This is a genomic window from Salinisphaera orenii subsp. orenii MK-B5 (assembly GCF_003788635.1).
GTDB classification, from domain to species: Bacteria; Pseudomonadota; Gammaproteobacteria; order Nevskiales; family Salinisphaeraceae; genus Salinisphaera; species Salinisphaera orenii.
Genome location: NZ_AYKH01000001.1, coordinates 251,392 through 267,064, shown reverse-complemented (window position 1 = coordinate 267,064; position 15,673 = coordinate 251,392). Strand labels below are relative to the sequence as shown.

Annotated in this window: 9 protein-coding genes and 1 tRNA gene; 3 read left to right on the top strand and 7 right to left on the bottom strand. The window is 70.2% G+C overall.

Going from position 1 to position 15,673, the window contains the following annotated elements:
• Nucleotides 1–124 precede the first annotated feature (124 nt).
• The 3 genes from recB to recC all read right to left on the bottom strand — a co-directional run bounded on the left by recB (nucleotide 125) and on the right by recC (nucleotide 8,850).
• Entirely contained in the window at nucleotides 125–3,787 is a 3,663-nt protein-coding gene (recB, locus tag SAOR_RS01335) for an exodeoxyribonuclease V subunit beta (RefSeq protein WP_123629862.1), read from the bottom strand.
• Nucleotides 3,788–3,992: 205 nt separating this feature from the next.
• Entirely contained in the window at nucleotides 3,993–5,078 is a 1,086-nt protein-coding gene (locus SAOR_RS01330; protein ID WP_123629861.1) for an endonuclease/exonuclease/phosphatase family protein, read from the bottom strand.
• A gap of 346 nt (nucleotides 5,079–5,424) precedes the next feature.
• Nucleotides 5,425–8,850, bottom strand: a complete 3,426-nt coding sequence (recC, locus tag SAOR_RS01325; protein WP_123629860.1) for an exodeoxyribonuclease V subunit gamma — start codon at nucleotides 8,848–8,850, stop codon at nucleotides 5,425–5,427.
• 609 nt (nucleotides 8,851–9,459) lie between these two features.
• Here recC and SAOR_RS01320 point away from each other — a divergent pair.
• Nucleotides 9,460–10,944 carry a hypothetical protein gene (locus tag SAOR_RS01320; RefSeq protein ID WP_185015502.1) on the top strand — a complete coding sequence of 495 codons (1,485 nt, stop codon included), beginning with the start codon at nucleotides 9,460–9,462 and terminating at the stop codon, nucleotides 10,942–10,944.
• 73 nt (nucleotides 10,945–11,017) lie between these two features.
• Entirely contained in the window at nucleotides 11,018–12,040 is a 1,023-nt protein-coding gene (locus tag SAOR_RS01315) for a hypothetical protein (protein WP_123629859.1), read from the top strand.
• Between the two features lie 252 nt (nucleotides 12,041–12,292).
• Here SAOR_RS01315 and SAOR_RS01310 read toward each other — a convergent pair whose 3' ends face one another.
• The 3 genes from SAOR_RS01310 to SAOR_RS01300 form a co-directional block, all read right to left on the bottom strand.
• Entirely contained in the window at nucleotides 12,293–12,739 is a 447-nt protein-coding gene (locus tag SAOR_RS01310; protein ID WP_123629858.1) for a hypothetical protein, read from the bottom strand.
• Between the two features lie 153 nt (nucleotides 12,740–12,892).
• Nucleotides 12,893–13,348 (bottom strand): hypothetical protein, encoded by a 456-nt coding sequence (locus tag SAOR_RS01305; protein ID WP_123629857.1) that lies wholly within the window; start codon nucleotides 13,346–13,348, stop codon nucleotides 12,893–12,895.
• 244 nt (nucleotides 13,349–13,592) lie between these two features.
• Nucleotides 13,593–14,399 (bottom strand): TOBE domain-containing protein, encoded by an 807-nt coding sequence (locus tag SAOR_RS01300; protein WP_123629856.1) that lies wholly within the window; start codon nucleotides 14,397–14,399, stop codon nucleotides 13,593–13,595.
• 101 nt (nucleotides 14,400–14,500) lie between these two features.
• Between SAOR_RS01300 and SAOR_RS01295 the strand changes: the two genes are divergently transcribed.
• Nucleotides 14,501–14,577 (top strand) — tRNA-Arg (locus tag SAOR_RS01295).
• 421 nt (nucleotides 14,578–14,998) lie between these two features.
• Here SAOR_RS01295 and SAOR_RS01290 read toward each other — a convergent pair.
• Nucleotides 14,999–15,652 carry a cation efflux transmembrane domain-containing protein gene (locus SAOR_RS01290; RefSeq protein WP_123629973.1) on the bottom strand — a complete coding sequence of 218 codons (654 nt, stop codon included), beginning with the start codon at nucleotides 15,650–15,652 and terminating at the stop codon, nucleotides 14,999–15,001.
• Between the last annotated feature and the right edge of the window lie 21 nt (nucleotides 15,653–15,673).

Sequence of the window (15,673 nt, the reverse complement as noted above, 5' to 3'; positions counted from 1 at the left end):
AGTTGTGACTCAGCCGCGCGGCGCGATGTCCACGGGGCGTTCCGTCGCAATTCGACGCCGGCCCTGCCGCAGCAATGCCGGCTGACGGCCTGCGCCCCAGGCCGACCAACGTACGCACGCGGACTCATGCCGTCGTCGCGCCCCGATCCACGGCTTCGGCATCGAACAACGCGTCCAACGCCTCGATCAAGGCCACATCCGGCCGGTCGCGGAACACGCCGGCGGTGGTCTCGCCGTCCATCGCCCGGACGAACAGATACTGCACGCCGCCGAGATGCGTGGCCGGATCGTAGTCGGGCAGGCAGCGCCGCAGATGGCGGTGCAGAGCGACGGTGTAGATGAGGTATTGCAGGTCGTAGTGGGCGCGCGCGATCGCGCGTTCGAGCGCGTCGTCGCGATAGGCGCCGGGCGTGTCGCCGAGGCGGTTGGTCTTGTAGTCGAGGATGAAGTAGGCGCCGTCGACTTCCACGACCAGATCGATGAAGCCCTGCATCAGCCCGTAGAGCGTGGCCGCGGGGTGGCCGCCGAGCGCGGCCGGCAGATAGCCGGCGCCGCGCAGCGTTTCGACGAGCGCGCCGAGGCGGCTGCCGCGCAGGCGCAGCATGAACTCCATTTCCGCGAGCAGGTGACTGCGCTCGACGCCCGCCAGCGGGCCGATGCCCGGCAGCGGCGTGTGCAGCGTGCGCGCCACGAGCGCGGCGGTGTCGGCGATGCGCGGGTCGGCGCGGTCCTCGGCGATGAGGCCGTACTGGCGCAGGCGGTCGTAGACCAGGCGCTGCCGGTCGTCGCCCAGCGCGGCACCCGGCGCCGGCCACGGGGCGTAGGCGCGGTCGGTGAGCGCGTCTTCGAGCACGTCGTGCACGGCCGAGCCAAAGCGCACGCCGGCCAGGCGTTCGTCCAGGCGTGGTAGTTCGCCGGCGTCGTCGGCGGGCGCGGCTTCGGCCGGGGCGGTGGCGAGTTCGTCCTCGGCGCCCGGTTCGGGCAGGTCGGGCGTCTTCGCGCCGGCCGGCGCATGGGCCAGACGCGAGAAGCTGTAGGTGGACCAGCGCGGGCGCCCCGCGGGCAGGTCGCTGCGCGCGTCGACGAGCGTATCCGCGGCCATCGGCTGGCGGCGCGCGGTGCGCGGTGCGGTCTGCTCGGCGTCCACGGGCGTGATCGCGATCGTGGCCGGATGCGCCTGCGCGAGCCGCGCGAGGGCGTCGTCGGCCGCGCCGCCGTCGCGGGCGAGCAGGTTGGCGAGCGCGCTGTCCTGGGAGGCCTTCGCGTCGCGCCAGCCCACCACGAGCGCCTGCTCGGCGCGGGTGAGGGCCACATAGAGCAGGCGCAGGGCCTCGGAGCGGGCTTCGAGCACGGCCTGCGTCTTGTTCGCCTCGTCGTCGCCGACGAGATCGATACGCGCGCGCCCGGCGTCGTCGTGAAAGATCAGCGGCGGCTTGTCGGGCGGATTCTTCGAGCTGGGCGCGCCGAGCCACAGCGCGAACGGCATGAACACGATCGGGTACTGCAGGCCCTTGGCGGCGTGCACGGTGGTGATGCGCACCAGATCCGCGTCGGATTCCAGGCGCAGCTGGCTGGCGTCCTCGGCCATGCTCGTGCCGTCGGCCGCGGCGGCGATATGGTCGTCCAGCCAGCGAACGACGCTGGCCATGCCGAAGCATTCGGCCTCGGCCGTGGCCAGCAGCTCGCCGAGCTGCAGATAGTTGCTCATGCGCCGCTCGCCGTCGGTGAGCGCGAGCAGGCCGGGGGCGGCGGCCACGAACAGCTCCTCCAGCGCGCTCAGCACGCCGCGCCGGCGCCAGCTTTCGTGCAGGGCGTGGAAGCGCTCGATGGCCTGCTGCATGGCGTGGTCGTCGTCGGCGAGTGCGATCAGCGCCGCGAGGCGCTTGCCGATCAGTGCGCTCGGCTGGGCCGCGCGTACGGCCATGGCGTCGTCGGGCAGGGCAATGGCGCGCAGGATCAGACGCAGATCGGCGGCCTCGTCGCTGGCGAACACCGAATCCCGATGCTGGCAGACGGCCATGATGCCGTGCTGGGCGAGCTCGGCCTGCAGGGCGGTGGCCTCGAAGTTGTTGTTCACCAGCACCGCGATGTCGCGCGGGGCGAGCGGCGCGTGGCCGCCGTCGGCCTGTTGCCACCGCGCGCCGCCGTCCAGCAGCCGGCCGATGGCGGCGACCGTATGCGCGATCAGCAGCGGGCGGTCCTCGCCCTTGCTGGCCTTGCCGCCGTGCAGGTTCCAGACGTCGAGCGCGGGCAGCTCACGGCCGTCGGCGTCGACCAGGCGCCGGTCGCCCTCGGTGCGTCCGGCTTTGACGTGCGGGAAGTCGATGGCCTCGACCAGGAAGGGGTTGTCTTCGGGCAGCTTGTAGAGCGCTTCGATGACGTCGAGCACGCCCTGGGTGGAACGAAAGTTCGTGGTCAGCGTATAGCGCGCCTCGTCCGCGGCCCGGGCAGCGGCGAGATAGGCATAGATATCGCCGCCGCGAAAGCCGTAGATCGCCTGTTTCGGATCGCCGATGAGCAGCAGCGCGCCGTGTTCGCGCGGCCCGCCCTCGGGCGCCTCCAGATAGATGCGCTGCAGGCTGGCGTACTGCAGCGGATCGGTGTCCTGGAATTCGTCGACCAGCGCATAGGGCCAGCGCGCGTGGAGTGCGGCGGCCAGACGCGCGCCGGTCTCGGGCGCGGTGAGTGCGGCATGCAGGGCGGCGATCAGATCGTCGAAGCTGTATTGCCGGCGCTCGATCTTGCGCGCGGCGGCGAGGCTGCGCACCGCCGCGACCGCCCGCTCGATCGCAACCAGCCGGGCCAGCGGCTGCAGCTCGGCGAGTACGGGCAGTGCGGCGAGATCGGCCAGCGGCTCGGCGTAGGCTTTCGCGCTTTTCGGCGTCTTCTTGAACTGGCGCGCGGGGTCGGCGAGCGCGGCCAGCCAGCCGGGCAGCGCGGGCACGCGCTCGTGGGCGATGGCCGCTGTGATGCGGGCATCGAGATCGGCGACGAGCTCGGCGATGTCGTCGGCCGCGCTCAACGCCCTGTAGAGGGCGCCGCTCTTGAGCAGGGCGTCGGCGGCGAAGGCCTCCGCAAGGGCCGCGGCCAGCGGCTCGGCGCTGCCCGGCCAGGTGCGCGCGAGCTCGGTCTGCAGTTCGGCCAGACGCGTATGGTCGATGCCCGCGAGCCGGACGTGCGGACGGACCAGCACCGGCGCGATCTCGGCGTAGAGCGCGTTCGGGTTCGGCCATAGGGCGAGCACGTCGCCGGCCTCGGCGGCGCCGAAGACGTGCTCGCGCCAGTAGTCGGTCGCGGCCTGGCGGTAGACGCTGGGGTCGTCGATGGCCTCGCCGCGGTCGAAGGCGAGCGCGGATTCGAAGGCGTTCTCGGTGGCGGCACGCTGGGCGAAGCCGTGGATGGTGACGATCGTCGCCTCGTCCACGCGGGCGGCGGCGTCGGCCAGCCGGCGCGCCAGCGCCGCGCGCGCTTCGTCGCTGTGCGCGAGGATGCGCACGGTGAAGGCGTGCTCGGCGTTGCCGGGGCGGGCGTGTTCGGGCGCGTGGGCGATGCGCGCGGCGTCGGCCAGGCGCGCGCGGATGCGTTCGCGCAGTTCCTGGGTGGCCGCGCGGGTGAAGGTCATCACCAGGATGTCGCGCACGCTCGCGCCCTGTTCGACGATCAGGCGCAGATAAAGCCCGGCGAGGCTGAAGGTCTTGCCGGTGCCCGCGCTCGCCTCGATCAGCCGCAGCCCGCGCAGCGGCAGGGTGGCGGTGTCGAAGTCGCGGTTGTGCGGCGCGTCGCTCATGCGGAACGGACCACGGGCGCGGACGAGGCGCCGTCGCGAGTCGGTCGGACTGTCGAACGGCCTCCGGCGCGACGGGCGGGCACGACCGGAGGCTGGAGCAATGGAGCGGGTTGGCTGCAGGGCATCGTGTCGATCGCTGGCGTACGCGTGGCCGCCAGTCTAGCGCGGCGCTCGGGTCAGTTCGCGACCCGGCGCCCGGTGCGGATCAGCCCGCGCCGTCGTCCGCGCGCTGCTTGTCCGCCTGGCGACGCGCCCGCTGAATGACGCTGCGCGCCTGCTCGACGAGCTTCGGATCGGCGGTGCCCGGCGGGTCGCTGCGGCCGGGTTCGACGCGACACAGGCGGGCGATATAGGGATAGTGATCGGAGCCGAAGCGCTCGCCCAGCGCCAGTCGCGTGGCCGCGAAGCCGCTTTCGTAGAACACATGATCCAGCGGCCAGGCCATCCACCAGGAATTGGCGTCGTAGGTGGGCAGGTAACCGTAGCCCGCCCGCGGGTCGACCAGCCGCGCGAGACGCTGCATGTCGCCGACCGCGCTCTCCCACGGCGTGGCGTTCAGATCGCCCGCGATCACGCCGGGGCGGTCGGCGTCGCGCAGCAGCAGGCCGGCCTTGAGCAGCACCGCGTCGCGCCCGAGCGCGGACTGCGAGGGATGCGGCGGGCGCGGATGCACGCCGAGAAAATCCACCACCTCGCCCGTGCGCAGCTCCAGCCCGGTGACGATCTGCGGGGTGTTCTGCCCGGCCAGATAGCGCACCTCGGGCGAGACCAGCGGCAGGCGCGAGTAGAGCGCGATGCCGAAGTACGAGCCCGTGGTGTGGATTTGCCGGTGGGGCATGGTCTCGGCCAGTGGCGCGAGCGCTTCGGTCCAGTCGTCGTTGGCCTCCAGGATCAGGAGCACGTCCGGCCGCGCCCGGTGAACCTGTTCGAGCAGGCGGCCGTTCGGATTGTTGCTGAGCTGCACGTTGGCGACCATCACCGACAGCCGCCCCTCGCTCGGACAGTTCTGCTGCGCCAAGCGGCTGCCGGTCGGCCGATAGGGCCAGAGCACGACGGCGTGATGCACGATCACGATCAGCATGGCCACGATCAGGCTGGCCGCCGTCTTCGGGTAACGCCGCAGAAAGGTCATGGAGACGAGAACGAGCGCGCCGAGAAGGATCGCCAGCTGCAGACGCGGAAAATCGGCGAAGCGCACCCACCAGCGGTCGCTGTCGATCAGCGGGAGCAGGCTGGCGCCGCATAGCGTCAGCCCGGCCAGGACAACGAGAATGAACAGGAACAGTCGCATGCGGCGGTCCCGGGTCCTTACGGTGCGTTGCGCCGCCTTCCGGCGGCGGGCGCGGTGAATGATCAGCGGCGCAAACTAGCGCCTTCGCGCGGCCTTGCAAAGTGGCCTGTCGATCTCGCCCGAGCAGGGGCGAGCGTCAGGCGCGGTCGGACGCCCGTGCGATCCACGTATCGACGCGGCCCGCACCCGCTCGCTGCGACCGAGCGGGCGCCGGGCAGCGTTGCGTGACGCGCCGTAGCCACGCCCGTGGCCCGCCGTGTTCCGGGCGCTCCCATCGGCGCCGGAGGCGATGTCATGGCAGCGGCGTTCGGCGGCGAGGCGGCGCGGGCGGACGCCGCCGTGCCGGTCAGCCCTTGGCCGCGGCCGGGTCATCCGGCGGCGGGCACAGGTGGGCGTTCATCGGCCCGGAGACCGCCTCGATCGCCTGGATGAAGGGGCTGTCGGTTTCGTTGTCGCCCAGTGGGGCGTCGGCGTCGCCGAGCAGCAGCGCGAAATAGGGATCGCGCGTGAGGTGGTGCGGCACGTGCGCGCCGGGCTTGAAGCGGAAGGAGACGTTCTCGAAGGCCTTGTTCTGCTCCGGATCGTAGGCGTCGTCCAGGTCCGGGTGATAGGCCAGCGGCTGTTCCTGGCCGGCGAGATACAGGCGTACGAGCTCGGCGAGTTCGGCGCGCGCCGTGGCCGCGTCCACGGCCGCGACGTAGCGGGCGAGCGACATGTCCTTCGGCTTGGGCGAAAAGCCGGCCAGCTCCAGCGTCACGTCGTGGCCGGCGGCGACCACGGCGAGATAGTCGATCCAGTAGCGCAGCCGGAATCGCGCCTTGAGCTTGCCGGTGCGCAGGCGCCGCAGCGCGCCCGGCCAGAGCTGGCCGACGCGCCCGGTCACCCGCAGCCCGGCGATATCGTCGAGCTGGATGTCGACCGTGTCCGGCGTCCCCTCGGCCTGCCAGGCCTGCGCGATCGGCAGCAGGGCGTTCACGGCCTCGGCTTCGGCGGCGTAGTTGGGGTCGGCCAGCGGCGCCGGGGGCAGGGTACCGCGGGCGCGTTCGAGATCGCTGGGCGCGGGGTCGATCTCGGCATGCTCGGCGGCTCGGGCGCTGTCAAACAGGCGCTGGCGGAGGGCGGATGCCGCCAGCGGGTCGAGCGCGATCGGTTCGGCGTCGTCGACGCGGCGGTCCTCGATCTCCAGATCGAGCTTCACGCGTTCGCGAAAGAACGCCCGCGGCGGGTGGTCGAAGAAGCGCTTGAGGCCGTCGAGATCGATCGCTTCGATGGCCTCGTGCCGAGGTGCGCGGCTGTCGTCGAGCAGCGGCGTGCGCTGCGCGCGGGCGCCGACCGCCGCGCGGGTGGCATCGCGCCAGTCGCCGGCGAAGGTGAACACGCGGGGGTCGGGCTCGACCGGCGAGAAATAGCGCACCGAGAACGGCTGCATCGGCTGCTCGTGGATGAGCCGGCGGCGAAAGGCCTTGCTGTCCCAGTCGCGAAAATAATGGCGATGGATGAATTCCAGCGTCTCGCCGACGATCGGCGAGGGCGGCAGCGCCTCGCCGGTGTGAACGTCCTGGCCGATATGGCTGATATAGAAGACGTCGCGCGCGGCGGTCAGCGCCTGCAGGAACAGCAGGCGGTCGTCGTCGCGGATATTGCGATCGCCCAGGCGCGGGTTCTGGAACATCACGTTGAACGCGCGCCCGTGGTCCTGGCGGGGAAAGGCGTCGTCGTTCATGCCCAGCACGCAGACCATGCGAAACGGCACCGCGCGCAGCGGCACCATGCCGCAGAAGGTGATACCGCCGGCCAGAAACGGCTGACGCTCGCTGGCGGTTTCCAGTGAGGCGCGCAGCATGTCGCGCACCGCGGCCCAGGAGATCGTGCGGTCCGGTCGCGTCGGGTCCGTATCGCGCGCCGGGCTGAGCGGGATCTCGCTGGTGCAGCTTTCTGCGGCCTCGAACTGGGCGAACAGCTTGCGCAGGCCGTCGACGGCGCGCTGCTCGTCGGGCGCGTCCGGCGCGGGTGCCACGAGCCGATCGACGAGCTGGTTGAGCCGCGTCTGCCAGACGCCGGGCTCGGCCGCCTGTGCGAGCGTATCGGCGGTCTCCGCCAGGGTCTGCTCGAAGCGCCAGAGCTTGCCGAGCGCGGCGGTGATGCCGCCTTCCAGGTCCGACCAGGGCGCGACGCCGTCGGTCAGCGTTTCGTCGTCGGCCTGGGCCACGCCGAGCAGCAGCCGGTCCAGGCCGAAGCGCCAGCTGTTCTGCTCGAAGGCGCCGGCGCCGAGATCGGCGCGGTGGCGCGCGTTGCGCCCCCAGCGGATGCCGGCGGCGCCGACCCAGTCGGTGATCGCGTCCAGCTCGCCTGCGGACAGGCCGAAACGACGCATGACCGCGGGCACGGCGAGCAGGTCGAGCAGCGCGCTCGCCTCCCAGCGCCACAGCGGCAGATCGAGCAGGGCCGTGACGCAGGTCACGATCGGGTGCGCAGCCGAGCGCGCGCGGTCGGCGAGGCCGAACGGCAGGTAGCGATCGGCCGGCGCGCCGCCGAACACGGCCTCGATCGCCGGCGCGTAGGCGGCGACGTCCGGCAGCATCACGATGATGTCGCGCGGGGCGAGGCGCTCGTCGGCCGCGATCTCGCCGGCGGCGACGCGCCGGTCGTCCGCGGCCAGCCGGTCGAGGAGCTGATCCTGCAGGACCTGAATCTCGCGCAGCGGGCTGTGGCAGGCGTGCACCTCCAGCGAGGTGTCGTCGTCGGCCATGCCCTGGGGCGGGTCGCTGCAGTCGAGCTCGACGATATCGGCCTGGATGCGGTGCAGCAGGGTGTCGCGGGCGGGGATGTCGTAGGCCATGAGCGCGCCGAGTTCGGGCTCGATCATGCCGGTGAACTCGTCGGAATAGAGCACGCGCAGGGTGTCGCGGGCCATGCGTCCGAGCGCGCCGAGCAGCGGGTGGCCGGCTTCGACCGCGGCTTCGCCTGGCAGCAGGGCATTCGCGTCGGCGTCTTCCGACGCGGGCAGCTCGAGGCTCAGGCGCCCGGCCGTGATGTCGCCCCAGTAGGCCTCGCTCGGGTTCGGCAGCAGGAAATGCACGTCGATATGCTCGGCCAGCGCATACAGCAGGCGCAGGTGATCGGGCGCGAGCGCGACCAGCCCGAAGCAGTACAACTGGGCGGGGCACCAGGCGGTCACGCGCGCCTGCAGGGCGGTGTCGTGCGACAGGCGCTGGATGAAGTCGGTGAGCACGCGGGCGCGATGGGTACGCCCCAGGCGCTGTGGCTGGGTGAGCCAGCGCCAGACCTGGGCCTGCCAGCGACCCGGATTCGTGGCGGGCGTGTCGCCGGCCTCCCAGCGCGCGAGCATGTCGGCGCGATAGACGAGGTACTTGTCGAACACGTCGGCGAGCTGGCGCGCGAGCTGGTAGCGGCGCACTTCGTCGACCGGTTCGCCGAGATAGTCGGCGACGGCCGGAATCTCGCGCGCCATCGCGGGCAGCGCGGCATACAGATGCCAGGGCAGGCAGTCCGCCTCGAAGTGCTGGCCGCGCGGCGCGGCCGGCTCGACCTCGCGCAGCAGTTTCCAGATCCAGCCGCCGGGCAGCTCGACATCCAGATTGGCGGCGATACCCTCGCTTTCGGCGAGTTGGATCGCCAGCCAGCGGCCGATGCCCTGATTGGGCGCGAGCAGCGTATCGGTGGCCAGCGGCGAGGCCGGGCGCGCCAGGCGCAGGGCCCCGAGCAGCTCGGCCAGCCGACCCAGATCGTTGTGGTGATAGAGATAGAACATGACGAACTGTATCGATGGCAGCGGCCGCGGCGAGGCCCGAGTCTAGCGCGGGTGCCGGGTCATGTTGCGAGCCGGTGGGTCTGGTGGCGGAATCGCCTGCGATCGGCGTCGGCGGGTCTGCGCATGCCGCGCGACTGCGGGCGCGGCAGGCCGATTCGCGGCGTGGCGGGACTCGGCGGGCCTCGATACGCGTGCGTGTGAGCGGCGGGGGGCGGCCGTGCGCAGGACACCCCGCGGGCGCGCTATCGTACGGTTTGCGAAACGCTTTTTTGCATATACGGCCCCCGGCGGTGCCCGCGTGGCGGGATTGCCGTTTCCTGTTGCGACTGCGACGCGCTTTAGACCTTAGTCGGAAAAGTGAAACAGTGTGTCGAAAAATCGTTGCGGTGCCGGCGCAAATGCCCTAAACAGGGAGTGGCGATTCGATCAGGAGCGGATCGCCGCACGGTGCAGCGATGTATCCGCCCGTCCCACGGCCGGGCGCGGTTCGGTTCGAGGGTACGCCGATCCGCAATCGCCGCACACGGCGCTTGCGACCCCGCTGTGCGGGGCGCGGACAACCCGACATAACAAGGCGGCATCGCCGCGAGACCGGAGGGGATACAGACGATGACTAATGCAACCAGGCGTATCGTGTCGCGCGATCGCCAGTTCGACGGCGCGCGGCTGGCCCGCAACGGCTTGGCGGCGACGCTGCTGGCCATGGCCGCCGTGCCCGTGGCCCAGGCCGAGATCCAGACCGACTTCGGCGTCGACTACCGGGCGACCGGTTTCTACGTGGAGTCCGACTCGTTCGCGCAGGCGGCGCCGACCACGGCGGACGGCCAGCGGCTGGACGACCAGACCGATCCGGACAAGAACGACAACGGCTTCGCGCACTACCTGCGCGTCAACGCCGATTTCAAGCACGAGGAGTCCGGCGTCGAGGTGCATACCCGCGTCGAACTCGCCGGCGACCGCTGGAGCGGCGACGCCCGCAACTACACCACCACCAGCAGCCAGGCGTTCAACACCGATAATAACGGCGACAACGTGCGCCTGGACCTGGGCTTCGTGCAGATTCCCTTCAGCTTCGGCCTGCTCCGCGTCGGCCGCCAGGAAAGCAACTGGAACAACTGCTTTCTCGTCTGCGACGATCGGCGTGACCGTGCGCTGTTCCTGACCAAGCTCGGCGGGGTGGACCTGATCCTCGGCTACGATCGGCGTCAGGACAACGACAGCTTCTACAACGAGGACAACGGCGACCAGATCTTTCCCGGCTTCGTCGCGCCGCTGGGCGACAGCGGCTGGTCGTTCGGCATGCTCTGGGTGCATTACCTCAACAGCTACAACGGCGACCTCGTGGACGATGAGCCCGCGGTCACCGGCATCGATGCCGATGGCAACCCGATCTTGGCGCCTGGCTCGGTCGGCACTGTCCGCAACGTCTATGCGCTGTCGAACGTCAACATCTTCTCGCCCTACATGCAGGGTGCGCTCGGGCCGCTGGACGTGACCTTCGGCGGGAATTACATCCAGAACGGCAACGTCAACGCGAATCAGACGCCGGCGGATGGCGACTACTTCACCGAGGATTCGCTTTCCGGTTATTTCCGCCTCGGCGCGGATGTGAACGACTTCCAGCTGCGGGCCCAGTTCGTGGGCGCGCGTGATGGCGGTCTGATCTCCTCCGGCTTCGATACCTACTCCAGCCTGATCAACTCCAGCCCCGAGTCCACCGCCAATCCGACCAGCGTGTATCGCATGGGCGGCTATCTGGGTCGCGAGGGCTACGATCAGTCCCTCTACATCGGCAGCGTCGGCTATGACGTCACGCCGAAATTCGCCCTGCGCGGCGCCGTGGGCGTGCTCGATATCGATGTGCCCGACGTCGCCGGGACCGGCGGCGGGAGCGACTCGAGCATGGTCTACGACCTGCAGGCGAGCTATCAGCTCAACGAGGTGGTGCGCACCTGGGCGACGCTCGGCATGCTGGAGGAGAACGATGTCGGCATGCTCAGCGGCAACAGTCTGCTCGGCGGACTGCCCAACGGCGGCAGCTTCGCGGATGATCGCGTACTCGCTGGAAGCGTGAATCTTGGCGTCGAGTTCTAAGCCGGCGTAACGTGGACGACGGCCCCGTGCGCGGGGCCGTCTTCGTTTGCAGGGAGTCGATGTTTTGAAGCGAATGGCTAGAGGATGGTGCGGCCTGCTGGTGCTCGCCGGTGCGGGTCTGGCGGCGGGCTGTGCCAGCGGCCCGGACGAGCGGGTGGCGGCCGATGACGGCCGCATGGCGCTTGCGGATTCGGATGCCGCGTTCGGCTACGAGTCGACGGATTGGGAAACGCCCTTCTGGGAGCGCTGGATCGCGCGAGCGCGTTCAGACGCTGCCGAGGCCGATGAACAGACCGCTGCGAGCCAGCGGTCCGCTCGGCGCGGCGCCGCCACGGTCGCGGCGGCTTCGTCCGATTCCTCGCACGCGATCGATGCCGCCGCAGCCACGGGCATGCAGCCGCGGATCGGGGTCTACATCGCGCCGGAGTCCCGCGGGTCGCTGGCCGCCTACCGGCTCATCAACGCACTCGACCGTCGCGCCGCCGATCACGGCATCGCGCTGGTCAAACCCGGTGAGTTGGACGACGCCGTGGCCGGAACGGATGCCTGCCCGGCCGATACCGCACAGGAATGCCCGAAACTGCTGTCGATCTTCCCCGGCGTGCGTCTGCTGGTCGTTCTCGACCCGGGTCAGAGTCGTGCCGGCTCGGCCTCGGTCGAAACGCGGATGCTGGACACCGATTTCGGCGTCGAATACGACACGTCGTCGACAACGCTCGAATTCGACCGAGCCGATGCGGACGAGGCGGGCGCGCCCGGCAGCGATGTCGCCGTCTGGAGCGAGCATCTGCTCGATCTTGCGGCGGATCGCCTGGCGATCGCGCCCTGGTTCACCCACACCTTCGCGCTCACCGAGGACGAGGACATGTACGTCAGCGCGGGCCGCGAGTCCGGGCTGACGGTCGGTGACACGCTGATCGTCCACGGCGAGGGGTCGGTGGTGCGTGCGCCCGGCGGGCGGCCCGTGGCATGGAACCCCGGGGCCGAGGACGGTCGTGTGCGCGTCACACAGCTCGTCGGGCGCAACGTGGCCGTCGTCGAGCATGTCTCCGGACGTCGGCCTGATCCGCGGGATCGTCTCACGCTCGCCCCGTGAAGCCGGCTGGCCCGGGGGCATAGCCGGGCGGGATCGCTCGTGCGGCACGCGGGTCGCACCCGCGGCGAGCGGTGGGCGCATCGTTGTCTTGACGTGCGCGCGTCATATTGGTCGCGATCGACAGAGCATCGCGGCGCGAATGCGGGAACGAACGTATCGTGTGGTCGAAGGGCCACCGGAAGATCGTGGCACCTCGGCCCGGGGCGCGGCCGGTCGCCCGCGGTGGTCGACCGGCCAATCGCCGTGCGGGTGTCAGCGGTTCTTGTTGTGCCGCTCCAGTTCTTTCGAAAGCTCCTCGGCCTTGGAGTGATCCGGGTGACCGCCGGTCGATACCGTGGCGTCGGCGCTGTCCTCGGTACCGACGCGCGCGGGGTCGGTGGCCTCCATCGAGCCCCCGCTGCTGTTATAGGCGTCGATCTCTTCCGAGAGGTTCTCTGCCGTCTCGCTGCCAGCAGTGCCGCCCTGTTGCCGCATCTCTTCGGCGGCGTCCGGCTGCGGCTCGGCGTTTCGGCCCGGCTCGAGGGCGCCACCGCTTTCATTGAAGCGCTCGACTTCCTCCGATAGCTGGCTCGTCTGGTCACTCGTCCGGGCGGCTGTATCATCCGCGAGAGCCGCGACGGGCATGCCGGACAGGCCGATCAGCGCGACGCCGAGTGTCGGACCGACGCGGGCGCGGCATAAGGCCTTGGGATTGAGCATGATGTGTCTCCATTTGTTGTTATGCACCCGCGATGATGCCTGAAGCGGGTGGCCCATGGTGACTTGAGGTGCCGGCCACCACGAGGTTGCCTGTGGCCGGACGGCGACGTGGAACACGTCGGGGGCGCGGATCGTCCGCGCCCCCGGAAGGGCTCACTGGCCGCGATGCGCCAGGCTGCCGCCGGTCTCGTTGTAGCGGGTCAGGCGTGTGGCCAGGGCGTCGGCGGTCTCGTAGGGGGCGTGGCCGTCCGCGTTATCCGTTACTCGCGTATCGGGTACGAGGCTGTTGCCGGCGCGCGCGTTGTATTCGTCCAGCTCATGGGCAAGCTGGCGGGCTTCGCCGTTGTTCTGGAGAATAGCGGCCGCCGCGTCGGCGTCCCTGTCGCCGGTCACTTTATCCGCGCCGGCGTTGCGATTGTAGGCATCGATCGATGCGGCCAGCTCCTCGGCCATCGGATGGCTTGCCGCGCGCCCGGCGGCACTCGTTTCGGCCTGGGTGTTGTCGAGCGCCCGCAGTGCGTTGGACTGCGCGAAACCGGTACCGGAAAACCCGGCAAGTGCGGCGACGACGGCAAACGTGCCGATCCGGATGAGACTGCGATGTGGCATGTTCTTGCTCCCTCGACCTTCGGCCCATCGGCCGCTTGGCCGGCGTTATACGAAAGTCGTATTGCGTGTCTGCCACGGATACTAGCGCCGAATGTCTGTCTTTCAAGTGGTGCGGCGCAACATTTTGCGCCGATGGGCGAAGACATTCGGCGATATCGGCCGACCCGTTTAGCGCCGGTTGGGCGACGGTCCTGTGGTGTGCCGCGCGAGAGTCGGGATGCGCGGCAGCGGGGGCGGGCGGGCGTCAGTCGCCCTGGGCGAGGATCACACTCGAGGCCTTGAACAGGGCGGTGGCGGTATCGCCGGCCTCGAGGTCGAGCGTGTCGGACGAGTCGCGGGTGACGGTCGCGGCGAGCGTCATGCCGCCCGGCAGGCGAATCACGATCTCGCCGCTGACGTCGTCGGTGGTCACGCTCGCGACGGTGCCGGCGAGGCGATTGCGCGCGGACAGCCGTGCATTCGAGAGGTCGCCCGCGGCGACGATCACCCACGACGCCTTGACGAGCGCCGTGATCGGCACGCCGATCTCGAGTCCGAGATTGTCCGCGCTCGTCCGGGTGACTATGGCGGCGAGCCGGTCACCACCGCGCAGGCCAACCTCGACCTCGGTGTTGACCCGGCCGTGCGTGATCTGTTCCACGTGCCCGAAAAGCTGATTGCGAGCGCTGGTGGTCATGGCGAGCCGTCCCATTAGGTCCATGTCGTCGGTCAGGTGTCGTACACGGCGGTTAAGACGCGCCATGAAGCGTGCCTGTTCGGCTTCCGCGGCGCGATAGGTCCGTACGAGCCGCGCGCCCCGCTCGGTGAGCCGACTGCCGCCGCCGCCGACCCCGCCGGTGACGCGCTCGACCAGTGCGGTGTCGGCCAGATTGTTCATCGCCGCGACGGCATCCCAGGCCGCCTTGTAGCTCAGACCCGCAGCCTTCGCCGCGGCCGAGATCGACCCGGTCGCCGCGATCTGCTCGAGCAGCGCGATGCGCGCGCCGCCGATCATCGCCCGCGTGCCGCCGATGCGCAGGTGGCTGTCGAGGTGCGCGTCGCTGTCGCTCATGCCTTGGCCCCTGTTGAAGTCGTGCCGGAGCATACGCCACGTCCGCGGTGCCCTCGACGGTCGAGTTATCAACACGGCTGCGGTAGGCTACGCCCGTCGCAGCCCCGGTAGCTCAGCAGGATAGAGCAGCCGCCTCCTAAGCGGCAGGTCGCAGGTTCGAATCCTGCCCGGGGCACCACAGGAAAGGGTCGGCGGGAGCCGACGCTTTCCTGTGGTTTTTCGAACAAGCATTCGAACCTGCGACATTGACAAGTCAGGTTCGACGGTCCGCGCAGCGGACCGAACCGCGCCTTGTGCGCGGGCCCGGAGGGTGAGTGGCGCAGCCGCGAATAATCCTGCCCGGGGCACCAGTCGACGAGACCCGCCGCACGTCGTGGGTTTCCACCTGTCCTCCGCACCGGCTGCAGACCGTCGGCCCGGCGATGATCGCCGGCGGGAACGCGTCGGGCCGCAACACGCGCTTTTGGCGCGGCAACTCGGCCCGGATTCGGCTGCCGTAGGCCGGCGACCCGCGTTCGCGTTACACGGACGTTCGGCGCTCGTCTTCGGCCCACGGGTGCCCGGTTCCGCCGGGTGCGCGCGGAGAGGCCGGCGGCCGATCAGCCGGGGCCGGGTGCGCGGCCGACATCGCGCGTGTCGCCGGCCTGGCGCCAGTGGGCGAACGCGTCTGCGAGCACGCCGATCGACGAGCGCAGAAAAACGGCCGCGATTACGCCGCCGATGATGATGTCCGGCCAGACGCTCTGGGTGAGCGCGACCAGCCCGGCGGCGAGGATGACGCCGCTGTTGGCGATCAGATCGTTGCGCGAGCAGATCCAGGCCGAGCCCATGTTCACGTCGTCGCCGCGGTGACGCGTGAGCAGGATCAGGCAGGTCATATTGCCGATCAGCGCCAGCGTGCCCGCGACAGCCATGATCGCGGAGACGGGCGCTGCGCCGTGAAACGCCTTGTAGAGCACGTCCGCGGCCACGATCAGGCCGAAGGCGAGCATGATGCTGCCCTTGAAGCCGGCCGCGCCGGCCTTGGCGCGGCCACCGCGATCGATCACGAACAGGCTCAGGGCGTAGACCAGCGAATCGCCCAGCATGTCCAGCGAGTCGGCCAGCAGGGCGGTGGATTGTGCCAGCCAGCCCGCGGTGAATTCGCCGACGAACATGACGACGTTGAGCGCGAGCACCGCCCAGAGCACGCGCGCCTGGTTACGCCGGAGCGCGGCGATGTCGGCATCGTTTTCGTTGCAGCAGCAGGCCATGGTCACGGATTGTCGAATGCA